Below are 23,769 nucleotides of genomic sequence, written 5' to 3' on the forward strand. Positions count from 1 at the left end.
ATTAGTTATTTAATCATTACTTTTTTGCCAGCGATTCATCATTTCCTCTACCTCGCCATTCAAAAGCGCTGCAAAGGTAGCAATTTTCATCGAACCTTTATCACCTTCGCCCTGTTTTCTTACAGAAACTTCACCATTTTCTGCTTCTTTTTCTCCAACGATGAGCATATAAGGGATTCTTTTCAATTCATTGTCACGAATTTTACGACCGATCTTCTCATTTCGGTCATCTACGATAGCACGAATTTCCTGATTACCCAACTCACGTGCGATTTGCCAAGCGTAATCATTAAACTTCTCGCTGATCGGCATGATACATACCTGCTCCGGAGTCAACCACAACGGGAACTTTCCGGCGGTGTGCTCGATCAATACGGCAACGAACCGTTCCATGGAACCGAACGGCGCACGGTGAATCATAACCGGACGGTGCTTCTGGTTGTCGGCACCCGTATATTCCAATTGGAAACGTTCCGGTAAGTTATAGTCTACCTGAATCGTACCTAACTGCCAACGGCGGCCGATAGCGTCTTTCACCATGAAGTCGAGTTTCGGACCGTAGAAAGCGGCCTCTCCATATTCGATCTTAGCTTTCAAGCCTTTTTCCTCACAAGCCTCTACAATCGCTTGCTCAGCCTTCTCCCAATTCTCGTCGCTACCGATATATTTCTCACGGTTCACCTTGTCACGCAAGGAGATCTGAGCCTCGAAGTTCTCGAAATTCATCGTCTTGAATACGATCGAGATGATGTCCATTACGTTCAAGAATTCCTGCTTTACCTGATCGGGGCGGCAGAAAATATGAGCATCATCCTGCGTAAAGCTACGTACACGGGTCAATCCGTGCAACTCTCCGCTCTGTTCATACCGGCAAACCGTACCGAACTCAGCGAGACGCAACGGCAGGTCCTTATACGAACGAGGAGAGTTTTTATAGATCATACAGTGATGAGGACAGTTCATCGGTTTCAAGAAGTATTCCTCACCCTCCTCAGGTGTATGGATCGGTTGGAAAGAATCCTTTCCGTATTTAGCGTAGTGGCCGGAGGTAATATACAATAATTTATTACCGATCGGCGGACACATTACCTCTTGATAATTATAACGAGCTTGGATACGACGCAAGAACTCTTGCAGACGCAAACGCAAGGCGGTACCTTTCGGCAACCACATCGGTAAGCCCTTACCTACCGTATCGGAGAACATGAACAAGTCCATCTCCTTACCGATCTTACGGTGGTCACGTTTCTTGGCCTCCTCCAACAATGTCAGATACTCATCCAACATCTTCTTTTTCGGGAAAGTGATACCATACAAACGAACCAATTGCTTGCGTTTCTCATCGCCACGCCAATAAGCGCCGGCTACGCTCAATATCTTGACAGCTTTCAGATAAGAGGTATTCGGTAAGTGCGGCCCTCTACACAAGTCCGTAAAAGAACCCTGCGTATAGGTAGTGATCGTACCGTCTTCCAACTCACTGATAAGCTCTGTTTTATACTCTTCACCTCTATCGCCGAACATCTTCATGGCATCCGCCTTGGTAATGTCCTGACGTTTGATCTCTTCTTTCTTGGCTACCAGCTCAAGCATCTTAGCCTCGATAGCAGCGAAATCACCCTCTTTGATCACGGCCTCACCCGGATCCACGTCATAATAGAAACCGTTCTCGATCGCCGGACCGATACCGAATTTAATACCCGGATATAATTCCTGCAAAGCCTCTGCCATAAGATGAGCACTGGAATGCCAGAACGCATGTTTACCTTCCTCGTCTTCCCACTTCAAAAGTTTCACCGTAGCGTCGTCGTTGATAGGACGGCTTAAGTCCCAAACCTCCCCATTCACGCTTGCGGCTAGGACTTCCTGTGCCAAACGAGAACTAATGCTTTCCGCTATCTGCATAGCAGTCGTTCCCTTTGCATATTCTCTTACGGAATTGTCCGGAAATGTAATCTTTATCATATTCTATTCTCTAAAATTCTTTATATTCAGCCCACAAAGTTAATATTTCTTTTCTATCAGCGAAACATTTAACTCGAATAATTTGCGTTATCACCGGCTTGTCATTCGCTTGATGATACTATAGGCGTTGTAGATACCCAATTCCCCTGCCTTGCTCAAGTCGGCGATGCCCCGGTTCACGTCACCTTGCGACAGACGGGCTAACCCACGGTTGTAGTAAGCCTCGGCAAATTCAGGGTCCCGCTCGATCGCCTCGTTGTAATCAACGATAGCGGCACGGAAATCACGCTGGGCGCAACGCAGATTCGCACGGTTAAAGTAAGCGTACACAAAACCCGGGTTCAGCTTGATCACCATATCGTAATCCCTCATGATCTGCTCATGCTCATAGGCTCGCTTATTATCCTTCAGCATAGCGCTCCGGAGGTCCACCGAGGTGTTGGCGTTTACCTGCGACTGTGCGGACTTACCAATATTCAAGTTCATTCCCGAGCCACTCAAGTCGTACGTATCCTTGCTAGCCTGCTGGGATTGGGTGTACATCAATTGCTTATAACGTTCCACGGCACGATTGAAATAAGCCATCGTGAACGACGGGTCTCGCTCGATCGCTTCCGAGAAATTCTTGATCGCCTCCGAGAAATCCTGCACCAACATGAAGTCCATCGCACGGCCAAAATAAGCGTTAGCGTTGTTCGGATCACGCTCGATCTCCGCCGAATACTCGTCGATGGAGGCGAAATGCACGGCGATTTGGTCCTCAGTCAAAGCGGCCTCCTCGTTCGTGATACGCAATTTACGCTTCAAGACCATCTGGCCATTGTAATCCTCCACCATCTTGTCGTAATAAACAAGTTTCTTTACGGGATCCGCCTTCTCGTAATAGGTCAAGACAAACTGGGGTTCCAGATCCACATGGACATTCCGGTCTTGTACACGCCCACGGACCTCACTTTGGTATTTACTTTTACGCTCCTGCTCCTTATCGTATACCACCAAGCGGTTGAACTTATTGATATTCTTATCGGATTGCTCACGAGTATTCTCCTCCGAATCGTCCGTCTTGGCATCTCCGTTCACCGCTGTATTGGAGCCAGAAGACGATGTCTTCGGGAGCTGTCCGTTCTTGGCCTGCTCCTCCATCTTTATGGCTGCCCAATAATCACGGTCTGCCCCCACGTTATCACCTAGCTTACGCTTTGCTTCCGAACGGCTCACAAAGCCTGGCAGGAAAGTAGGATATTGCTTCAAGACCACGTCGTAATCCTGCACGGCCCCCCGGTAGTCGCCCGTCTCGAAACGGAGCAACGCACGGTTGTAATAAGCCATATAGTTATCTGGCTCTTGCTGGATAACGACATCGAAGTCCTCGATAGCCCGGTTATTATCCCCGACTTGGAACCGAAGCAACCCCCGGTTAAACCGTGCGATCAAGTTCCGGCTATCCATGCTGATCACCTGATCGTAATCGGCCATCGCACCTCTCAAGTCATTCATCTGATAACGAACTAGCCCCCGGTTAATATAATATCCGCTCTCACGGGTATCCAGACGTAGAGCCTCGTTCAAATCGGCCAGAGCGTCCTTATAATCATCCATTTGATAATGAAGGATCGCACGATTGCCATACGCCGGCGCATAATAAGGATCCATCTCGATCGCCTTATTATAATCGGCCAAGGCTTTCAACGTATCCCCTTTCTCCAGATACATAGCGCCCCGTGTCATATAATTCATGGAATATTTCGGATGGGCGGTCATTAAATCATCGAATGTCTTCTCCGCCCCGTTGTAGTCTTTTTTCTGGATAAAAGCCACCGCCATATTCACCAGCATCTGGCGGTCCTCGGGTTTGAACTCAAGTCCTTTCTGGTAATCGTCGATCGCCTCGTCGTATTTCTCCTGACTTTGACGGGCGATGCCGCGAGCGTAATACGCTTGCGTTAAAAAAGGGTTCCGCTGAAGACATAAAGTACAGTCTTCCTCGGCCCCCTTAAAATCGTCCAGATTTATCTTCGCCACCGCACGGTAAAAATAGGGTTCCGCCAACCAAGGTTTGGATTTGATAACTTGATTGAAGTACTGAATGGAAAGAACATAATCCTCAAAATAAAGGGCGTTCCTGCCAATGGCCAATACACGGTCCGTATTAATCTGCGCAAAAAGCGAAATCGTAAATATCTGTAATATCAAAAAGAGTGTTGCCTTCTTCATCCTATTAAAAATGATTGAGAGGCAAAAATAAGTAAATTATCTTACTTAGACTCTATTTTTACCATTAAATGATTCTTCGTTATCTTATCGCCCTCTTTTACATTGAGCTCGACAACGACTCCCGATATGGGAGCGACCACCCGGTTCTGCATTTTCATCGCCTCATGGATTAGCAGAAGTTGCCCAGCCTCCACAGCCTGTCCTTCTTCTACCATAATCTTGATAATCGTTCCGGGAAGATGAGAAACCACGTCACCAGCCGACGGCTTATGCCACATCGGTCGGCTCTTATACTTCGCTGTCAGCAACGTCTTATATTTACGTGCCGTCACCACAAAGTCTACATATTCTTCTTGCTGGTGTTTCTTTTCCATACTCTCATCAATTTAGAACGGAGGCAAACCGTGCTTCTTGGCCGGTCTGTATTCCTCTTTTAGAATGGAAAGCTTCAGTGCGTGTAGCAATAATGAACGGGTTTCTTTCGGTTCGATCACAGAGTCGATAAATCCCTTGGAAGCCGCCACGTACGGGTTCGCGAATTTCTCGATATATTCTTTCACCTTCTCCTGACGCATAGCGTTCTGATCTTCCGCCTCCATGATCTCCTTGCGGAATATGATGTTAGCTGCACCTTCCGGACCCATAACAGCGATCTCCGCGCTCGGCCAAGCGAACATGAAGTCAGCGCCCAAGTGACGGGAGTTCATAGCTATATAACCTCCACCGTACGCCTTGCGCAAGATAACCGTGATCTTAGGAACAGTAGCTTCCGAATACGCATACAGAACCTTAGCCCCATGACGAATCACACCCGCATGCTCTTGATCTACGCCCGGCAGATAACCCGGCATATCCTCCAACGTGATGATAGGAATATTGAATGAGTCGCAGAAACGGATGAAACGAGCGGCCTTGTCAGCGCTATCACAATCAAGCACGCCAGCCAGAACCATCGGTTGATTGGCAACGAAACCTACCGTTTCTCCTGCCATACGGCCAAAACCGATCACAATATTAGCGGCCCACAACTCTTGAATCTCCAAGAAGTCCGAGTCATCGACGATACATCTGATAACGTCTCGCACATCATACGGTTGTTTCGGGTCCGCCGGAACTACTTGCTCGATATTCAGCATAGCGGACGGCTCTTTCGGCTCAACCACTTTCGCACGCTCCTGATTATTCCAAGGGATGAAGCTAACCAAACGTTTCACCTGATCGAAACATTCTTGCTCGCTCAAGGCATAGAAATGAGCGTTACCTGTAGTCTCCGCATGAACACGTGCGCCACCAAGGTCTTCCATAGAGATATCCTCACCCAGCACGGTCTTGATAACGTTCGGTCCCGTGATAAACATCTTAGAGATGTTCTCAACCACAAACACGAAGTCCGTCAACGCCGGAGAATAAACGGCACCACCGGCACAAGGACCGAGGATCAAGGAAATCTGAGGGATCACGCCCGAGGCGATCGTATTGCGATAGAATATTTCACCATAACCAGCCAAAGCACCAACACCTTCTTGGATACGCGCGCCACCCGAGTCATTGATTCCGATGATCGGACATTTCATCTTCAACGCATGATCCATGATCTTGGTGATCTTACGAGCATGCTGCAAACCTAACGAACCACCGGCAACCGTAAAGTCCTGTGCATAGATGCAAACCGGGGCACCAAAGATCGTACCCGTACCGGTAACCACACCATCACCCGGCAGAACCTTCTTCTCCATACCGAAATCACGGCCATCGTGTTTCACGAACATGTCATACTCATGGAAAGAGTTCTTATCCAACAAAGCCAAGATACGCTCCCGGGCAGTAAGCTTACCCATCGCCACTTGCTTTTCGATAGCAGCCTCACCACCGCCCATCTCGATAACGGCTTTCTTTTCCCTGAGGGCCTCAATGTTTTTACTTAAATCTGTCATATTGATTATTTATAGATTTATTATTTACCAACGGCTTTTGCCCGGTAAGAGCAACGAACCGTCCCTTTAATAATACTATTTAATTTGCCTTTGTTCAATTGACGGCGAATAGCGGAGACATTGTCGATAAAGACATGCCCCGTCAGATGCTCGCACTCATGCTGCACGATACGGGCGGCGAAACCTTCCACCACTTCCTCGTGTTCCTCCCAATTCTCATCCCAATATCTCACACGAACCGTTTTCGAGCGAGACACTTTCTCGTGTATACCCGGCAGGCTCAAGCAGCCTTCCTCCATAGCTATTTCCTCCTCGCTACGTTCCAAAAACTCGGGATTAATCAACGCACGCTTGAAACCCTTGCATTCAGGGAAGTCATCTCCCATCACATCACCGTCTATAACCACCAAACGGATAGACAAGCCCACCTGAGGAGCGGCAAGCCCTACCCCATCAGCATTATACATCGTTTCAAACATATTGGCAACCAACTGTTTCAAGTCGGGATAATCTTTAGGTACATCCTCAGCCTCTTTTCTTAGTACGGGCTGACCATATAAAAATACGGGTAAAATCATAAGTTATAACTGATATTTTTTACTTTCTAAATAAGCTTGCAAAATAATAACGGCGCTAATCTCATCGACCAATCCTTTATCTTGCCGTTTCTTTTTCTTTAAACCGCCTTCCAACATGGCCTTATGAGCTAAGACCGACGTGAACCGCTCGTCGTAATAAGTTACCGGGATACTTGGTATCGTCCTTTTCAGATGGGTCACGAACGCCTCCACATACTTCATGTTCTCAGAAGGCTCATTGTTCATTTGCTTCGGAAGCCCGACCACAAATAAATCCACCGGTTCCCGCGATATGTAATCCGACAGGTATTTCACAACCTCTCCACTTGGGACTGTCGCCACGCCGTTAGCGATCATTTGTAAAATATCCGTAGCGGCTATCCCCGTACGTTTCCGGCCGTAATCTATTGCAATTATTCTTCCCATCGAGCGCGAATATAGCATAAATATAAATACAGATTACACAAATCCGCAAAAAGTGTGCAACAAATCGGATCAATATGCATTCTTCTCTCCCTTGAACATATTCAGTACCGTAACCACAATAATCTTTAAATCAAGGAAGAACGTCCAATTCTCTATATACCACACATCTCTCTTCACACGTCCTTCCATCTGCTCCAGCGTCTTGGTCTCACCTCGGTAACCGGTGACTTGCGCCCACCCCGTTACTCCCGGTTTCACCAAATGCCGCACCATATACTTATCGATCAACGCCGAGTACTGCTCGGTATGCTTCAGCATATGCGGACGAGGGCCTACCACGGACATATCGCCCAGCAAGACGTTCACGAACTGAGGGAACTCATCCAAATTCGTCCGGCGCAAGAAATCGCCGATCCGGGTCTTCCGGGGATCATCCTTGACGGCCTGCAAGGTATCGGCCTGCGCGTTCACCTTCATCGTACGAAATTTAAAACATTCGAAGTCATGCCCATACAATCCCGTACGTTTCTGCTTAAACAAAATCGGGCCGGGTGAGCTTAACTTGATCATTATACCGACCACGATGTACAGGATCGGATAAATCGTGAGCAAAATCACCAAAGAGAAAAATATATCGAACGTTCGTTTCAAGAACCGGTTATAGGCGGATTGCAAAGGCTCTCGGCGGACCGTCAGCAATGGGATCGATTCCATCACCTCCATCACCATACTCTTCTTTACATCCCGGTAAAACTCGGGCACGATATAGAAGCGCACCATCTTCTTCTCGGCGAAATTCAGAAGCCGTACGATCTTTCCGTTGTTCGTACCCGGCAAGGTACAATAAATCTCATCGATATCATGCTCCAGCACATACGCTTCCACCTCACTCGTCTTACCCAAATAATTAGGTAAAACGTCTTTCAACGAGTCATTGTCATCAAAGAACCCCTTTACACTAAACCCATAGCTCAAATCATCTTTCATAACTTGGTAAAGCTCCATACCATTCTTTCCCGCACCCACAATCACCACCTTCTTAAAGTTATAGCCTTTTCGCCTATAAAACTTTAAGGATAAGCGCACAAAAACCCGCCAAAGCGAAAACAAGATGATAGAAACCCCGTAATAGACCAAGAGGAAGGTAGCCAGAATATCCCCTACATTCAAGAAGATCAAGCAAGTAGCGAATAAAAAGATAAGTACGGTAACCAATCCGAACGCCCGTTGCACGATCTTGTCGATAAACACGACCGCCTGATGCAATTGAATCGGGATAAAATATAAAGAGAAGAAATAACAGAAGTTCAATAACAGAATAACCTCTCTCAAATTATAGGATATCGCTTCCGTGTATTTCGGGCCAAGCAGATGAAAAACGGCCATAAACAAAAGATTCAATACGATCAAATCTCCTACACCAATCAGCCATTGGATTAAATAACCATGTTTTTTGTTCAATATCATAGCAATTCGATAAATTCTCACAAAAGTAAGTATTTTTCGGCGCAAAAAAAAGGCCGCACTTAGAAGTACGGCCTTTTTAAAGTATTAATTCGTAAATTAATTATTAGCGCTCATAATTACTACACGGTTCCAGCTATTTTCGCCATAAGGTTGTTCGTCCGAACCTCTCCACTCGATAGTGATCTGGCTAGAAGAGATACCGTATTTATCGATAAGTTCCTTAGCGACCGCTCTAGCACGTTTCTCAGAAAGACCCATGTTATAATCAGAAGTACCCGTCTTCTTGTCAGCGTAACCAACTACCTTGATCGGAGCATTGTTGTTCTTCATGAACTCAGCTGTGTTATAGATATTGATCTGCTGGTTCTTGTCGATCTTAGCGCTGTTGATGCGGAAGTAAACCACATTGTCAACGTAGTTATTTACAACTTCAGTAACTGTCTCTTGGCACTCAGGGCAAGAAACCGGACGTTTGCTCAACTCATCGTTAGCAGCACGCAAAGAGTTGATCTGGCCGTTCAAGTCGTTCAACAAAGCGTAATCCATCGGCTCCAATACCTCGAAGTCTGTCTTACCCAATTTGAATGTCAAACCAGCGCTCAACTGAACGATACCATCTGTCAGGTGATTCATCTCGACACGGTTAAACTGCTCGTTCAACAAAGAACCTTGGATCTCAACGTTCAAATCAACACGTTTGCTCAAACGGAAAGCGGTTAAGATACCAGCGTTCAACGTAGGAGACTCCGTTCTTGGACGATCATAAGACTCTGTAGTCTTGAAACGCTGCGCATAACCAAAACCGACCCAAGGAATCAAGCGGAACACTTTAGATTCTCTGTAAGGAGCCCAGAAGTTAGTAACATCCCACAACAAGTCTACGTGAGCGGCTACATATTTATTATGTTGCATAAACTGTGCGCCATCACCTTCAAAACCGTGGATAATACCACCATTTAACTGGGTACGGAATCCTAAATACGGATTAAACCACTTACCAAAAGATACTTGTGGAGCGAAGTTTAAACGATTCTTGAAATCAGCCTCTCCATTTTGGTCTCCTAACAATACGCTGGCTCCACCCGCAATTGAAATAAACCAATTGTCGCGAGCTTTATTCTTCTTGAAATTAGTCTTATAACCAGCCTCATTGCTGAACCCCACCTGCGGTTGATATTCCTGTGCTGCCACAGAGAATACAAAACCTGATAACAAAGCTAAAAGTAAAACCTTAGTCTTCATATTTTCAACATTTTAATTAAACAATCAATTACCTAATATCTTAAAATTGGCACAAAATTAACTCTTTTTGTAATTACAACAAATAAAATCTTCAAATTGTTTCGAACTCACTCGAAATAGTTCAAAATTTTATAGCCCCCCTCTTTCAGATAAGACTCCTTCTTCATTAGTTTTATATCGTTCTTCATCATATCCTCAATTAAAGCCGCTAATGAATACTCCGGTTCCCACCCTAAACGAGTACGTGCCTTCGTAGCGTCACCGATCAGCAACTCTACTTCCGTAGGGCGGAAATACTGCGGATCTACTCCTACAACTTCCTCACCCACACGTTTCTTAAAGTTTTCCAGATAGGCATCACCAACCTTCTTGACGAACAATCCCTCGTCTATCGACTCTAAGATAGCGACCTCGTCTATCCCTTCTCCTTTAAAGCGGATTCCCACGCCAATTTCCTCAAAAGCCATACGGATAAAGTCCCGAATCGTGGTAGTAATCCCGGTAGCTATGACATAATCCGAGGGTTCATCTTGTTGCAAAATAGCGTACATGGCACGCACGTAATCTTTTGCGTGTCCCCAATCCCGTTTGGAGGAAAGATTACCCATATAAACCTTTTTTTGCATACCCAAAACGATACGTGAAACCGCCCGGGTTACCTTACGGGTCACGAATGTTTCTCCCCTTAATGGAGACTCGTGATTAAACAAGATGCCATTGGAAGCGTGCATATGATAGGCTTCCCTGTAATTCACCGTAATCCAGTAACCGTATAATTTCGCTACCGCATAAGGGCTTCTCGGATAGAAAGGAGTAGTCTCCCTCTGCGGCACCTCTTGCACCAAGCCATACAACTCGGATGTAGATGCCTGGTAAATACGCGTCTTCGGGATCAAGTTCAGCAAGCGGACCGCCTCTAGGATACGCAATACGCCCAAACCATCCGCATTCGCCGTATATTCGGGAGTGTCGAAACTTACTTTTACATGGCTCATGGCGGCCAGATTATAGATCTCATCCGGTTGAACCTCGCCAATGATACGTGTAAGATTCAAACTATCCGTTAAATCGCCATAATGCAGAATCAAATTACGGTTTTCCACATGCGGGTCTTGATACAAATGATCGATACGATCCGTATTGAACATGGAAGAACGACGCTTGATACCATGTACCGTATATCCTTTCTTAATCAAGAACTCAGTAAGATAAGCCCCATCCTGTCCCGTAATACCCGTTATTAACGCTACTTTGCCCATTTCTCTAATTTTCAATTTTCAATTCTCATTTTTCAATTCCCAAGTACCATTCATAGAGTCGCTTCACGCCCTCCTCGATCTCGATCGTATGGCGCCAACCCAAGGCATGCAACTTGCTTACATCCGTCAGCTTACGAAGCGTACCGTCCGGCTTGGACGAGTTAAACCTCAACTCGCCCTCGAACCCGATCTCTCGCCGGATCAGTTCGGCGACCTCACGGATCGAAAGCTCGATACCCGTACCTATATTAATATGTGTATTCCGGACCTCGCCCTCCTTCTGGCGGACATCCTCGAAATCCACGTGTTCCATGATATAAACAGAAGCGTCGGCCATCTCCTCGCTCCATAAAAACTCACGAAGCGGCTTGCCGGTTCCCCACAGCTCCACCTCGCCCGGACGGATACCCTGTTTATCCAATACGGAGAGTATCTCCGGCTCGGAGGCCTTCCCAGACACGCCCTCTACCGGACGAATGTCCATATCCTTACGCAAGGCCTCCCAATCTCCCATATGCAGGCATTTCGCCAGATGGATCTTACGGATCATGGCTGGCAACACATGCGAGGTCTCCAGATTGAAATTATCATTCGGCCCGTAGAGGTTAGTAGGCATCACGGCGATATAGTTCGTACCGTATTGCAGGTTGTAACTCTCGCACATCTTGATACCCGCTATCTTGGCGATCGCATAAGGTTCGTTGGAATATTCCAAGGGAGATGTCAGCAAGCAATCCTCCGGCATCGGCTGCGGAGCCTCACGAGGATAGATGCAGGTGCTTCCCAAGAATAATAATTTCTTTACATTGTTTTTCCAAGAGGCATGAATGACATTATTCTGGATCATCAAATTATTGTAGATAAAATCGGCACGGTACAGACTGTTCGCCATGATACCGCCGACGTGCGCCGCCGACAAGAACACATAGTCCGGCCGTTCAGCGGCAAAAAACTCGTTCACAGCGGCTTGATCCGTCAGATCCAGTTCCGCATGCGTACGAAGCAGAAAGTTCGTATACCCTTTGCTACGCAAATTATTCAGAATGGCGGAGCCTACCAAGCCCCGGTGACCGGCAACAAATATTTTACTGTCTTTTTCCATCGATATCTCGTATTCTGAACTACTTCTACTTATTAATCAACCTCATCAAATACTGGCCGTACTGATTCTTAATCATCGGCAAAGCCACTTGCTCAAGTCGCTTCTCATCAATCCATCCTTGCTTGAAAGCGATCTCCTCCAGACAAGCCACCTTCAGTCCCTGTCTCTTCTCGATCACCTCCACGAAAGTAGATGCCTCAGACAACGAGTCGTGAGTCCCGGTATCCAACCAAGCGAATCCACGTCCCAATAGCTGCACTTTCAACTCCCCATCCTTCAAGAACCACTGGTTCACGGTAGTGATCTCCAGCTCTCCACGGGCGGAAGGCTTGATATTCTTGGCCACGTCCACCACCTTGTTCGGATAGAAATACAATCCTACCACGGCGTAATTCGATTTCGGTTCCTTCGGTTTCTCCTCGATACTGAGGACGTTCCCATCCGCGTCGAACTCGGCCACGCCATAGCGTTCCGGATCGTTTACGTAGTAACCGAACACGGTCGCTTTTTGTTCGTTCTCCGCCTTGTCAACGGCCTCTTTTAACATACGGGTAAAGCTCTGTCCGTAAAAGATATTATCGCCAAGCACCAAGCAAACGGAGTCATCGCCAATAAAGCGCTCTCCAATGATGAAAGCTTGCGCCAATCCGTCCGGCGAAGGCTGCTCGGCATATTCAAAACGAACGCCATAATCGGAGCCATCGCCCAGTAAACGACGAAAGCCCGGCAAATCCTGCGGGGTCGATATAATAAGAATCTCCCGTATCCCCGCCAGCATGAGCACGGATACCGGATAAAAAATCATCGGCTTATCATAAATAGGTAGAAGTTGCTTGGAAACTCCTTTAGTGATCGGATACAAGCGGGTACCCGATCCTCCGGCTAAAACTATACCTTTCATATTCTTTCCATTTTGTTCGACAATATTCGCTTAGGATCGATTCCACACCGTCCCTAAAACTATACAAAGTTAAACAAATAATAATAGATTAGCGCATGGTTTTCAAAAAATCGTCCATATTCTGATACAATGGGACGCCATAGCGCACACAAGTTAAGCGCACATTATCATACCGGTAAAAGCCGGGCTCGCAAATCACCCGCAACTTTCCGGAGCGCATAAACAGCCCCATCTCCAATAAAGTTATCGGGGATTTGCTGCTCGCCAGAATGTTCATGATAATCAGATCGGCTTTCTCCAGATGCTCCAGTTCCCAATTCACTTGATGCTCAAAATCGGACATTTCCCCGCTCAACCCTTTATCCCTACGAGGATTGAACAAGAGATACCGTCCCTCCGGAAGCGCCCGGAACCAGTCACAGGTAGCCTTCTGCCAATCCACACTTTTCCCCATATCGATCGTGCCGGCCAAAAAGATTTTTTGGTATACAGCTTCATCCAAATCCTTATTTTCAGTATCGGGATACAAGACAACGACCTCAGATTGGGCAAACCCTCCCATCGGCACCAAAAACAAATATAATATACACAGTACAATATTTCTCATATTCATGTCTCAAAGCTTACTTTTCAGGCAACAAACTTCGCAAAAAAACATGAATCCAACAAATACATTCACTTTAAATGTGGGCAACAGTCTTGTATATACTAATAGGATATCACGAGAAGTTGTACTTACTTGGACGGTGAAGTATATCTCCTAGGGTACTTGCAGTATATCTTCTCCAAGGAGAGGAGTATATGTACGTGTTTTTTCGAAAACACGTACATGTTTTTGGGAAGGGCTCGGCATGTAGCAAAATCATGGGTTCAGCCCATAAATCGTAGCCTGTACGGCATGCGATAAGATATAAGCGGCAGGCGTGTCGTTTGAAGGAGAATAACCCTTGGAGAGCCTCTGGATTACGGGTTCCTTGTTCGTGCCCAGTATCGGGACCAATAAGGGGGCGCCGTTCAAGATAAGCGGTCCCGTCATGGTGATCCGGTATTGGCCGGTAGAAGGTTGCTGGGATACCGCATAGTTACGGCTATCCGACAATAGCTCCATGGTGGTAGGGAAAATGGATGCCGTATGGGAATCCTCACCTACGCCGAGGATGATGCAATCGAACGTAGGCATTTGATTGAACAACGGCAAGAATTCCTTTACGACCCATGAATAACGCATCGCCTCGGTACCCGGCTCGTTCTCGCCCTTGATCCGGTGGATATGATCCGCCGGGATACACAAAGGCTTAAAAAGCAAATGATTCGCATGACCGTAATTACTATCCGGACTCGTTGGTGGAACGCAACGCTCGTCCACCCAGAAGAAACGGATGTTATTCCAGTCAATCTTATCCTTATACTCATCTACCCAGAGGGAAAACATATGCTTCGCCGTCTCCCCTCCCGAGAGCGCTAGGTTAAACGGAGCGAAGTCTTTTCGGCGAATCATCGCCATCATGTCCTCCGTCATCGACCGAAGCGCCTCTTTCATCTCATTATATCTCTTTATTTCCATAAAATTATCTTCTTTGGCAGGCGCAGACTTTCTTTTCCGCACCTAAAATAACAGTTTCCTCCGGTCCGTCCTCGCCCGGCTCATAGAAGAATAAGTTCTTCGAACCCTCCTCTTTCCAATGGAGCAAGATCGGATCGATAAATTTCCAACTAGCCTCCAAAGCGTCGCTACGAGCATACAGGGTGGAATCGCCCAGCATGGCATCCAGCAACAGACGCTCGTAAGCGTCAGGAAGATAGCTCTTCGAAAGGGAATCGTAGCGGAAGTCCATGCTGACTTGCTTCACCTCGAAACCGGCTCCCGGCATTTTCAGCCCGAACTTCAAGGATATACTCTCGTCCGGTTGGATACGGATGGTCAATTTATTGCAGGAACCTCCCGAACATTGACCGACAAACAGTTGATGGGGCGTAGACTTGAAGTGGATCACTACCTCCGATGACTTCTCCGGCAACTTCTTTCCCGTATAGAAATAGAAAGGCACACCGCTCCAGCGCCAGTTATCGATAAAGAATTTCATCGCCACATACGTCTCGGTATTCGAGTCGGGAGCTACGTTCTTCTCTTCCCGATAACCGATATATTGTCCACGGACAACCATCTTATCCATATCCAACACCGTATACGGGCGTATGGAGCGGAATACTTTCACGATCTCGTCACGAATCGGTTCCGGCTCGAATATAGAGGGAGATTCCATGGCGATAAACGACATCAATTGCATTAAGTGATTCTGGATCATATCCCGCATCGCCCCGGCTCCATCATAATATTTCCCTCGATTCTCCACCCCCAAGGTCTCAGTAGCGCTGATCTCGATGGAATCGATATAATTATGATTCCACAATGGCTCGAAAATACCGTTCGAGAAACGCAATACCAAGATATTCTGCACGGTCTCTTTCCCCAGATAATGGTCGATACGATAAATCTCCTCCTCATGGAAGATATGTCGTAAATGATCGTTCAACTGGCGGGCAGACTCCAAGCTGGTGCCAAACGGCTTCTCCACGATGATCCGCCGGAAACCATCCGGAGACTCGGTCTTGTTCAAACCACTCTCCAGCAAACATTGCGGGACGATCTCGTACATCACCGGCGGGGTAGCCAAGTAATAGATGATCTTATCCGGCAAGTCATGTTTCTCTTGCAAGAACTCGATGCGCTCACGCAATTTGTAGTATTCATCGGCGTTGGTGGAATCGAAGGCGAGGTAATAAACATTCTCCAAGAAGTCATCGATCAAGCCCTCGTCGTAGGTCTTTCCCTTCTGTGCCTCCAAGATATGCGTATGTTGCTCCGCACGGAACTCCTCATCGCCATAAGCGGTACGGGCGGCTCCCAAGATGCAGAAGCGGTCGGGTAGCAAGCCACGAACATATAACTCGAACAAAGAGGGAAGCAACTTGCGACTGGTAAGATCGCCCGACGCCCCGAATATAACTAATAATTGATTATCTGCTTTCTTCATGTCTTTATACGTTATAAGTTCCAGAAACCGTCTTTCCTCCCTCACCCGTCCAGTTGGTATGGAAAAACTTACCACGCTCCCAATCGACCCGCTCATAAGTATGAGCCCCGAAATAATCCCGCTGGGCCTGAATCAAATTAGCGGCGGAATGCGGGGTAGACAGTCCATCGAAATAGCTCAACCCCGAGCTCATCGCCGGCAAAGCCACTCCATGCAAGGCACCCTCGGCTACCACTTGCCGCCAAGCCAACAAGGAAGACTCGATCTTTTGAATAAAGAACTCATCGAATAAGAGGTTCTCCAGATTCCGGTTCTTCTCATAAGCCTGCGTAATTTTCTCCAAAAAGACAGAGCGTATGATACATCCCTTCCGCCAAATCTTGGCGATCGTACCGTAATCCAACTGCCAATCATATCGCTTGGAGGCTTGGTACAACAAAGAGAATCCCTGCGCATAGGAAACCAACTTAGCGGCATACAAAGCCTGCTTGATCTCTTTCTCCGAGATCAAGGTCTGCCCCAGCACGCCACTCTTCGGATAAAGCGAGGACGCTTTTTTCCGTTCTTCCTGCATGGAAGAAAGCATACGGGCATAAACAGCCTCGGTAATCAATGTCAGCGGATCATTCTCGTCCATAGCGGCGATAGCGCTCCATTTACCGGTACCCTTCTGGCCGGCGGCATCCAATATCTTATCTAGCAGGTAGCCCTCCCCCGCCTCGTCCTTGAAGCGGAGAATATCGGCCGTAATACCGATCAGGTAGCTATCCAGCTCTCCCGTGTTCCAATCCTCAAAGATACGAGCCAAGGCCTCATTGTCCAGATCCAGACGATTCTTCAATAAGGAATACGCCTCGGAAATCAACTGCATATCTCCATACTCGATACCATTGTGTACCATTTTCACGAAATGGCCGGCTCCACCCGGACCAATCCATTGGCAACAAGGCGTCCCGTCGTCCAGCTTGGCGGCGATGCTTTGCAAGACATCCTTCACCAAAGGCCAAGCGGCAGGCGAACCACCCGGCATCACGGAAGGCCCGTACAAGGCTCCGATCTCGCCTCCGGAGATTCCGGTACCTACGAAGTACATCCCATGCGCCTCCATCTCCTTCACCCGGCGTTCCGTATCATGGAAATCCGAGTTACCACCATCAATAATCACGTCGCCGGGTGATAAGTAAGGAATCAATTGAGCCATCAGCTCATCCACCGGGGCACCCGCTTTTACCATCAGCATAATCTTGCGAGGACGCTCGATAGACTCAACAAATTCCTGTATCGTATGGGTTCCTATAAAATTCTTTCCTTTTCCACGACCGCTCATGAAGCGGTCTACCACGCCTTCCTCTCCCGGCGCTGTACGATTATAAACGGATACGGCGAACCCCTTACTTTCCATATTCAACGCAAGGTTCTCGCCCATCACAGCCAAGCCGATTAATCCAATATTTGATGTTTTCATATTTATGTTTTTATTTTATTAATCCAAATAAATCATTTAAAGCCTCACTCATCGACGGATGGGTGAATATCGAATCCCGAAGGAATGTGTAATCTTGCCCGAGACGCATCGCCAAGCTAACCGTATTTATGACTTCGCTGGACTCGGCGCAGAATAAGGTACATCCTAGGATCTTCCCGGTATCCGCATCTACCACGGCTTTCAGCAAGCCATCCGTCTGCTCGATGGTACGGGTACGAGGCATAGCGGCGGCAGGCAGGCTGGCCACCTTTATATTTTTCTCCATCTTACGGGCTTGCGTCTCGTTCAACCCGACATGGGCCAACGGAGGATCGATGAATACGGAATAAGCCACTGCTTCCCGATCGTCCAAGCTCCGGAAACCATTACCAAACAGCTCTTCCCGGATAATACGGTAATCATCCAAAGACAGATAGGTGAATTGTAATCCGCCATATACATCCCCGATCGCCCAGATATTAGGGATATTGGTACGCAACTTACTATCCACCTCGATAGCGCCACGATTAGTCGTCTGTATTCCGGCGGCCTGCAGATTTAGGCTTTCCGTATTCGGTTTACGACCGGTAGCCAAAAGCACCGCCTCGGCTTCCAGTCGCAAGGTATCTCCCGAGATAGCGTTACGGCAGATCACCGCAGCCCGCTCAACATCCTGCTCAATCGTCTGCACAACCGTGTTCAAATGAATGGTGATCCCTTTTTTCTCTAGCGTGGACTTCACCGAATCGGCGATGTCCCGGTCCTCACGAGGGATGAACACCTCCCCTGCCTCCAAGATCGTTACCTTCGACCCAAAACCGGCGAACATGGAAGCGAATTCCAGCCCGATATATCCGCCTCCGACAATAACCAGATGCCGTGGCAGTTTCTCCAATTCCATAATGGAAGTACTTGTATATACGTAAGGATTATCCTCGATACCGCTTATCGTAGGAATAATCGTCGTGGCTCCGGTATTGATGAATATCTTCTCGCCTTCCAGCAAGAAAGAGTCCGTATCCGTTTTCACGACAATCTCATAAGGGGAACGAAAAGAAGCCTCTCCGGTATAGACCGTTACGGTCTCCCGATCATCCAGATTCTTGAAATTCTTCTCACGAAGCAAAGAGGTCAGTTTCTCCTTGGCGAGGATCGCCTGCTTAAACTCCTCCGCATATTGCTCGAAGGTAGAAGGTCTGCGATACCCTGTCACTTGAGCGTAATGTACAAGCGCTTTCGTCGGTATACAGCCGATATTGATACAAGTACCTCCGTACATACCCGTCGAACGCTCCACCACAGCTACATTCCATCCATGGTTGGCCAAATCCGCCGCCAAGGTTTTTCCACCTTTCCCAAAACCAATAATAATCGCATCGTACTTTTTCATCTCTGATTTATCTTCTTTTCGTTAGACATTAAAATAACATTCGTTTTAACCTAATTGTTGCGAATTTCATATTGCAAAAATAGCTCCAGCCCCTATTTTACAAAATGGCTGTTCAACCTATAAGTTTAGCCATTTTTCCCGAAACAACAAAATAACGGACAATATGCTTCGCCTCATCCTTCTCTACGCCACCTAACGCACTCGTTAAGTCCACCGGAAAATATACATTTATGGACTATGTAAAGGTAGGGTTACCTTTACAAATCGTGATGGGAATCGTGATGGTATTTATATCACCTTTATTATTCCCATTCTAAACATTCGCACATGCATTTTAGTTTTATATTTGCAGTTGTAAAACAGTACAAGAAAATTTATGGATATACCGTTTAAACCGATTAGGTTAGAAGACAAAGAGATCATAACCTCATTTACATTTCCCAGCGATTATCGCAATTGTGATTTCTCATTCGCGAACATGTGCAGTTGGCGTTTCTTATATGACAGCGAATTCGCTATCGTGGATGGCTATTTATTAATCCGTTTCATGATCGAGGACAAGAGCCGTTTCGCCTATATGATGCCTGTCGGGGATGGAGATTTAGCGGGTGCCGTTCGTTTGCTAGAAGAGGATTCCTTAAAATATGGACATCCGCTCTGTATGCTGGGTATCACCCCCGACGCCAAGGAGCAACTGGAAGGCGCACTTCCCGGAAGCTTTTTCTATATCCCGGAGCGGGATTATTTCGACTATATTTATTTACGGGAGGATTTAGCTACCTTACGGGGTAAGAAATATCAATCCAAGCGTAATCATATCAATAATTTCAAGAAACGTTATTCGTACGAGTATGTCCCTATCACGCCGGATATCGTACCGCAATGCCTGAAACTGGAATGTAAATGGTATAAGGCAAATAATGGAGATAATGACGAGGAAGAGCTTAATGACGAACGTCGCTCCCTTACCTATGCCTTGCATCATTTTGACAGCCTAGGCCTGATCGGTGGCGCTCTCCGGGTGGATAACGAGATTATCGCTTTCTCTTTCGGGGCCCCTATCAACCATAATACATTCGGGGTTCACGTGGAGAAAGCGGATGTGAATTTCGACGGTGCCTATACGGTGATTAACCAAGAGTTCGCTTCTCACCTTCCGGAACAGTATACTTACGTGAACCGGGAGGAGGATCTCGGCATACCGGGGTTGCGCCAAGCGAAGCTTTCTTATCAGCCTACCATACTATTAGAGAAGAGTGCCGCAATAAAAAAGCAACTTACGCAAACTAAATAAATTATGGACAAGAAACAACAAATCGTAAACTTATGGCGTACCTGCTTCGGGGATTCCGAGGCATTTATCAGCCTTTATTTTGATCGTGTTTACAAGGACGAGAACGCAATGACCATCGAGAAGGACGGTAAAATAGTATCTGCCTTGCAGATAGTTCCTTATACGATGACTTATTTGGGTACCGAGATCTCGGTAGGCTATATCTCTGGGGCATGCACGACTCCGGAAGAAAGAGGGCAAGGGCTTATGCGACAACTCTTGCAAGAGACATTCGAGGAAATGGAACGGCGTGAGATCGCTATCTCCGCCTTAATCCCTGCCGATCCTTGGTTATTCGACTATTATAGGGAACAGGGTTATACCGAGGCATTCGATTATTCCGTAGAGACATATATCCGCCCGAATACGCCGGTTCAACTCCCGAAGATAACGGTTATCCAACCGGAGGTACCGACAACCGACGAATTGTTCGCTTATTTCAACCGCAAATTACGTGAACGCCCTTCCTGTATCTTGCACTCGCAGGATGATTTCATCACAATACTCCGGGATCTGCAATTAGATAACGGAGGAATGTACACAGCCTTGGACGAGAACGAGAAGGTGGTTGGCATGGCTTTCGCACTGCCTCTTGAGGCGGGTACAGCGCCGTCCGACAAAAAGCTTTTTATCAAGGAACTTCTTTACGACTCGGAAGAGATCAAGGAATTACTATTGCAAGAGCTTACCCTGCAAAATAACATATCGCAAGCGACGGTCAATACCCCTCCCACCCCTCCGGGTACCTTACCTATGGGTATGGCCCGCATCATCGACACGAAACGCATGATCCACCTCTGGCTATCCAAACAACACGAAAGCCCCGTCTCCAAAAAAGACTTGGAACAAATGGATAACCAAACGCTAACACGACAGTTGATGGGGTACCAAGGGAGGACGGCTTATATGAGTTTGATGCTGGACTGACAAAGAAAATCCCCTAGCTAAGACGATTTTTGGCTAGGGGATTTTATATATAAATATATAACTACTATTATTTCTTTACCGGCTTATGATAAACATATTTCTCTTCCGGATTCATATACCAATTTTTCTGGCTTGTGCCTGATGAAGCAGACCATTCCTTAAATGCCGGGTATGCTTGATCAATAGAAACGACTTCTGACGCATATTTAAAATCACTCATCGGGATAATAAATCCCCACATTGTCTTATCTGAATTGTCAGGGTCATTAGCAACATAATTATTTGTCTCAGCTTTAACCCGATCAGTCGGTTTATAACCAGCCAAATGGACTTCTGAACGATTCTGGGCATTACCACCATTTACTATAAAGAAATTCAAATAGAACATATCCAGATCATCTGATGAAACAGGACTGTTGAATTCGACCTCATATTGCAAAGTTCTTATGCCATAATCGTTAGCATTATTAAATGTATTCACGGGCACTCGCTTATCCACATTACCCATAATCCTATGCGCATCATCAAACAAAGGTAGCACCGCAGCAGAAGGATTCGACTCTATTTCATTTGCCGATTCAAAATATCCATTATTGGCAAACACGCCATTCGGCACAGAAGCTTTCGTTATCTTGGCGGTCGTTAATCTATCAAACTGGATACCTGCTCCCAATGTCTTTGTAGCTCCTACCGCAATCAAGTTGACAGTTAAGATCATACTTTCTACATTGTTTGCGCCGTCCATAACCAATTGACTCTGTATGCCCAACACCAAATCATTCATATCATAATCACCAAAAGCAGGCCAATTATCTTCCATGGCGAATGTATAGTAGGGACCATTGGGAACTTCTATCGGATAATTAGGATTAGAAGGAGGATTTGTCGAACCTTGATTACCATCACCCGTGCAATCGCCCGCAGGAATTGCAATTGAAGCGTTTTTATCAACCTGCTTACTTCCACCAGACAACGTTAGATTTTTCGAAAGTTCATTCCCTTTCCATAAGTCTCCCAACAATTCCAAATTCCCATCCAACGAAAGCGTTCCTCCCGATAAATTAATTTGCGTGAAATCCAATAAGGCATAATCTGAATCCTTACACTCTATCTTGTTCCAACTTTTAAAAGATGCCAAATTCTGCCCTGACACATCATCTGTATCCGTAATTCTGAAAATCGAGTATTTTTCCATTTCACACTCAATCTCTTTCGCATCCATATATCTTGCTTCAAGCAGAGTAGAAGCACCCAAGAACATACCAACATTGTAAAGCGAAAGTCCGGCTTCAACATTAATCTTACAATGATTCTCTATCCGTCCACCATTGCCACTATTTTCTGCTGTCATATTAATATTAGTAGCCTTAATCGTACCATAATTTATTAGCTCAACAGCATGATTTTTCGATCTATATCCCGAAAGAATTACTTCTCCATAGTTCTCAAGATCATAATCAACTAATTTGTAAGCGGGTTTAAAACTATCATCCGGCTCTCCAAACTTCGCTCCACTTTTCACAACCAGCCTAGCGCCGTTACCTTGTGATTGTCCATCAGCTTCAAGGATTTTCAAACTACCCTTCTGGTCCAAAACAATAGTAGCCCCACTGCTTCCTATAAGAGTTGAGACAGACAATGCCCCTTCTACATATAATGTCACACTTCCGACCAGAGTAAGGGCCTTTGCCTCATAACCTTCTCCGACAAGCTTATACTCCCCTTCATACAAAGTAATAGAACCTTTATCCTTAGAAGCCATATTAAAAAACTCCTGGGCAGAAATCAATCTAGCTTTTCCTGAATTATAATTATCTTCTCCACTTCTCAATAAAGATTTAGTTGTTGTACCAACGGCAGAAGCTGGCTTAAAATCGCAAGCCAGATCCTTCATTGAGGGATCTACTAATACGGTCTTCACCGATTTTCCTTTTCGGGGATCAATCTGCATAATGTAAATTGTTTCTAAAGCTTGGGGCAATGTCATCGTGCGAACATACGGCTTATTCCCGTTGGCCACACCACCATATAATGGTTTAGCATCATCGGCATAGAAAGGATTCACGTCATATACCCATACTTGGTAATCATACTGGCCATTGAACTCATCATTCACCTCTACGGTTAAAGTCATTTGACGAATAGTAGCTGTCGATTGATTGAAATCATTAGGCAAAGACGGATCCGGCTTCTCCGGAGTAGGCGGAACCGGATCCGGCTTAGGTTCGTACACATCGGTAGTACACGCCGCCAATAGAACGCAAAGCGCGATAGCGACACATTTCATTGTTGATTGAATCATTCTTCTCATATTATTAAAGTTGTATTGTTCCCTAATCCTGTAAACATTTAAGTATTACCCTATAACACCGTTTAAAAAAGAAGTTGTATATTTTAATCAACTTATTGAGTATTATCAACAGCAAAGGTAGATTTTATTATAATGCGAAGTTCTTAAACGCACAAATATTATCACATCAATTAACTATAATTAATAATGCCCCAAAGAAAACACCTTTGATAAATAGACA

At 46.2% G+C, this 23,769-nt stretch carries 19 protein-coding genes; 2 read left to right on the top strand and 17 right to left on the bottom strand.

Going from position 1 to position 23,769, the window contains the following annotated elements; all coding sequences use genetic code 11:
• Window positions 1-9 precede the first annotated feature (9 nt).
• The 16 genes from thrS to ACESPU_RS05410 all read right to left on the bottom strand — a co-directional run bounded on the left by thrS (window position 10) and on the right by ACESPU_RS05410 (window position 18,978).
• Complete coding sequence (gene thrS / locus ACESPU_RS05335; protein ID WP_005857688.1) at window positions 10-1,965, bottom strand: threonine--tRNA ligase; 1,956 nt, start codon at window positions 1,963-1,965, stop codon at window positions 10-12.
• A gap of 90 nt (window positions 1,966-2,055) precedes the next feature.
• On the bottom strand, window positions 2,056-4,179 hold the full coding sequence (locus ACESPU_RS05340) for a tetratricopeptide repeat protein (protein ID WP_005862989.1): 2,124 nt from the start codon (window positions 4,177-4,179) through the stop codon (window positions 2,056-2,058).
• Between the two features lie 41 nt (window positions 4,180-4,220).
• Window positions 4,221-4,553, bottom strand: coding sequence for an acetyl-CoA carboxylase biotin carboxyl carrier protein subunit (locus ACESPU_RS05345; RefSeq protein ID WP_005857691.1), 333 nt, complete (start codon window positions 4,551-4,553; stop codon window positions 4,221-4,223).
• 12 nt (window positions 4,554-4,565) lie between these two features.
• Complete coding sequence (locus ACESPU_RS05350) at window positions 4,566-6,113, bottom strand: acyl-CoA carboxylase subunit beta (RefSeq protein WP_005857693.1); 1,548 nt, start codon at window positions 6,111-6,113, stop codon at window positions 4,566-4,568.
• A gap of 20 nt (window positions 6,114-6,133) precedes the next feature.
• Window positions 6,134-6,691, bottom strand: a complete 558-nt coding sequence (gene def / locus ACESPU_RS05355) for a peptide deformylase (RefSeq protein WP_005857695.1) — start codon at window positions 6,689-6,691, stop codon at window positions 6,134-6,136.
• 3 nt (window positions 6,692-6,694) lie between these two features.
• Window positions 6,695-7,117: a Holliday junction resolvase RuvX gene (gene ruvX, locus ACESPU_RS05360; protein ID WP_008772415.1), complete on the bottom strand. Its 423-nt coding sequence runs from the start codon at window positions 7,115-7,117 to the stop codon at window positions 6,695-6,697.
• 69 nt (window positions 7,118-7,186) lie between these two features.
• On the bottom strand, window positions 7,187-8,584 hold the full coding sequence (locus tag ACESPU_RS05365) for an undecaprenyl-phosphate glucose phosphotransferase (protein ID WP_005857699.1): 1,398 nt from the start codon (window positions 8,582-8,584) through the stop codon (window positions 7,187-7,189).
• A gap of 96 nt (window positions 8,585-8,680) precedes the next feature.
• Entirely contained in the window at window positions 8,681-9,826 is a 1,146-nt protein-coding gene (locus ACESPU_RS05370; protein ID WP_005857701.1) for an OmpA family protein, read from the bottom strand.
• A 107-nt stretch (window positions 9,827-9,933) separates the two neighbouring features.
• A complete protein-coding gene (gene gmd / locus ACESPU_RS05375; protein WP_005862995.1) occupies window positions 9,934-11,085 on the bottom strand; it encodes a GDP-mannose 4,6-dehydratase in 1,152 nt (383 codons plus the stop codon).
• A 25-nt stretch (window positions 11,086-11,110) separates the two neighbouring features.
• The gene (locus ACESPU_RS05380) at window positions 11,111-12,187 is read right to left on the bottom strand and encodes a GDP-L-fucose synthase (RefSeq protein WP_008772417.1); all 1,077 of its coding nucleotides are present in this window, start codon (window positions 12,185-12,187) and stop codon (window positions 11,111-11,113) included.
• A gap of 25 nt (window positions 12,188-12,212) precedes the next feature.
• Complete coding sequence (gene rfbA / locus ACESPU_RS05385; RefSeq protein WP_005863000.1) at window positions 12,213-13,088, bottom strand: glucose-1-phosphate thymidylyltransferase RfbA; 876 nt, start codon at window positions 13,086-13,088, stop codon at window positions 12,213-12,215.
• An 88-nt stretch (window positions 13,089-13,176) separates the two neighbouring features.
• On the bottom strand, window positions 13,177-13,701 hold the full coding sequence (locus ACESPU_RS05390; protein ID WP_036615697.1) for a nucleoside 2-deoxyribosyltransferase domain-containing protein: 525 nt from the start codon (window positions 13,699-13,701) through the stop codon (window positions 13,177-13,179).
• A 249-nt stretch (window positions 13,702-13,950) separates the two neighbouring features.
• Window positions 13,951-14,652: a 6-phosphogluconolactonase gene (gene pgl / locus ACESPU_RS05395; protein ID WP_008778414.1), complete on the bottom strand. Its 702-nt coding sequence runs from the start codon at window positions 14,650-14,652 to the stop codon at window positions 13,951-13,953.
• Between the two features lie 4 nt (window positions 14,653-14,656).
• On the bottom strand, window positions 14,657-16,123 hold the full coding sequence (gene zwf, locus ACESPU_RS05400; protein WP_373133181.1) for a glucose-6-phosphate dehydrogenase: 1,467 nt from the start codon (window positions 16,121-16,123) through the stop codon (window positions 14,657-14,659).
• Window positions 16,124-16,127: 4 nt separating this feature from the next.
• Window positions 16,128-17,588, bottom strand: coding sequence for a decarboxylating NADP(+)-dependent phosphogluconate dehydrogenase (gnd, locus tag ACESPU_RS05405; RefSeq protein ID WP_008772422.1), 1,461 nt, complete (start codon window positions 17,586-17,588; stop codon window positions 16,128-16,130).
• A gap of 10 nt (window positions 17,589-17,598) precedes the next feature.
• Window positions 17,599-18,978, bottom strand: a complete 1,380-nt coding sequence (locus tag ACESPU_RS05410) for an FAD-dependent oxidoreductase (protein ID WP_373133182.1) — start codon at window positions 18,976-18,978, stop codon at window positions 17,599-17,601.
• 376 nt (window positions 18,979-19,354) lie between these two features.
• Between ACESPU_RS05410 and ACESPU_RS05415 the strand changes: the two genes are divergently transcribed.
• Complete coding sequence (locus ACESPU_RS05415; protein ID WP_005863009.1) at window positions 19,355-20,272, top strand: DUF2156 domain-containing protein; 918 nt, start codon at window positions 19,355-19,357, stop codon at window positions 20,270-20,272.
• Window positions 20,273-20,275: 3 nt separating this feature from the next.
• Entirely contained in the window at window positions 20,276-21,238 is a 963-nt protein-coding gene (locus ACESPU_RS05420; RefSeq protein WP_122369415.1) for a GNAT family N-acetyltransferase, read from the top strand.
• A gap of 67 nt (window positions 21,239-21,305) precedes the next feature.
• On the opposite strand, the gene ACESPU_RS05425 is transcribed toward ACESPU_RS05420, so the two are convergent.
• A complete protein-coding gene (locus ACESPU_RS05425; protein WP_121961210.1) occupies window positions 21,306-23,549 on the bottom strand; it encodes an LruC domain-containing protein in 2,244 nt (747 codons plus the stop codon).
• Between the last annotated feature and the right edge of the window lie 220 nt (window positions 23,550-23,769).

The organism is Parabacteroides sp. 20_3, from assembly GCF_964238835.1.
GTDB lineage: Bacteria > Bacteroidota > Bacteroidia > Bacteroidales > Tannerellaceae > Parabacteroides > Parabacteroides distasonis.

Bases quoted from the DNA above. Each gene is read 5' to 3' on its own strand.
- thrS (WP_005857688.1), bottom strand. From the start codon at position 1,965: ATGATAAAGATTACATTTCCGGACAATTCCGTAAGAGAATATGCAAAG.
- ACESPU_RS05340 (WP_005862989.1), bottom strand. From the start codon at position 4,179: ATGAAGAAGGCAACACTCTTTTTGATATTACAGATATTTACGATTTCG.
- ACESPU_RS05345 (WP_005857691.1), bottom strand. From the start codon at position 4,553: ATGGAAAAGAAACACCAGCAAGAAGAATATGTAGACTTTGTGGTGACG.
- ACESPU_RS05350 (WP_005857693.1), bottom strand. From the start codon at position 6,113: ATGACAGATTTAAGTAAAAACATTGAGGCCCTCAGGGAAAAGAAAGCC.
- def (WP_005857695.1), bottom strand. From the start codon at position 6,691: ATGATTTTACCCGTATTTTTATATGGTCAGCCCGTACTAAGAAAAGAG.
- ruvX (WP_008772415.1), bottom strand. From the start codon at position 7,117: ATGGGAAGAATAATTGCAATAGATTACGGCCGGAAACGTACGGGGATA.
- ACESPU_RS05365 (WP_005857699.1), bottom strand. From the start codon at position 8,584: ATGATATTGAACAAAAAACATGGTTATTTAATCCAATGGCTGATTGGT.
- ACESPU_RS05370 (WP_005857701.1), bottom strand. From the start codon at position 9,826: ATGAAGACTAAGGTTTTACTTTTAGCTTTGTTATCAGGTTTTGTATTC.
- gmd (WP_005862995.1), bottom strand. From the start codon at position 11,085: ATGGGCAAAGTAGCGTTAATAACGGGTATTACGGGACAGGATGGGGCT.
- ACESPU_RS05380 (WP_008772417.1), bottom strand. From the start codon at position 12,187: ATGGAAAAAGACAGTAAAATATTTGTTGCCGGTCACCGGGGCTTGGTA.
- rfbA (WP_005863000.1), bottom strand. From the start codon at position 13,088: ATGAAAGGTATAGTTTTAGCCGGAGGATCGGGTACCCGCTTGTATCCG.
- ACESPU_RS05390 (WP_036615697.1), bottom strand. From the start codon at position 13,701: ATGAATATGAGAAATATTGTACTGTGTATATTATATTTGTTTTTGGTG.
- pgl (WP_008778414.1), bottom strand. From the start codon at position 14,652: ATGGAAATAAAGAGATATAATGAGATGAAAGAGGCGCTTCGGTCGATG.
- zwf (WP_373133181.1), bottom strand. From the start codon at position 16,123: ATGAAGAAAGCAGATAATCAATTATTAGTTATATTCGGGGCGTCGGGC.
- gnd (WP_008772422.1), bottom strand. From the start codon at position 17,588: ATGAAAACATCAAATATTGGATTAATCGGCTTGGCTGTGATGGGCGAG.
- ACESPU_RS05410 (WP_373133182.1), bottom strand. From the start codon at position 18,978: ATGAAAAAGTACGATGCGATTATTATTGGTTTTGGGAAAGGTGGAAAA.
- ACESPU_RS05415 (WP_005863009.1), top strand. From the start codon at position 19,355: ATGGATATACCGTTTAAACCGATTAGGTTAGAAGACAAAGAGATCATA.
- ACESPU_RS05420 (WP_122369415.1), top strand. From the start codon at position 20,276: ATGGACAAGAAACAACAAATCGTAAACTTATGGCGTACCTGCTTCGGG.
- ACESPU_RS05425 (WP_121961210.1), bottom strand. From the start codon at position 23,549: ATGAGAAGAATGATTCAATCAACAATGAAATGTGTCGCTATCGCGCTT.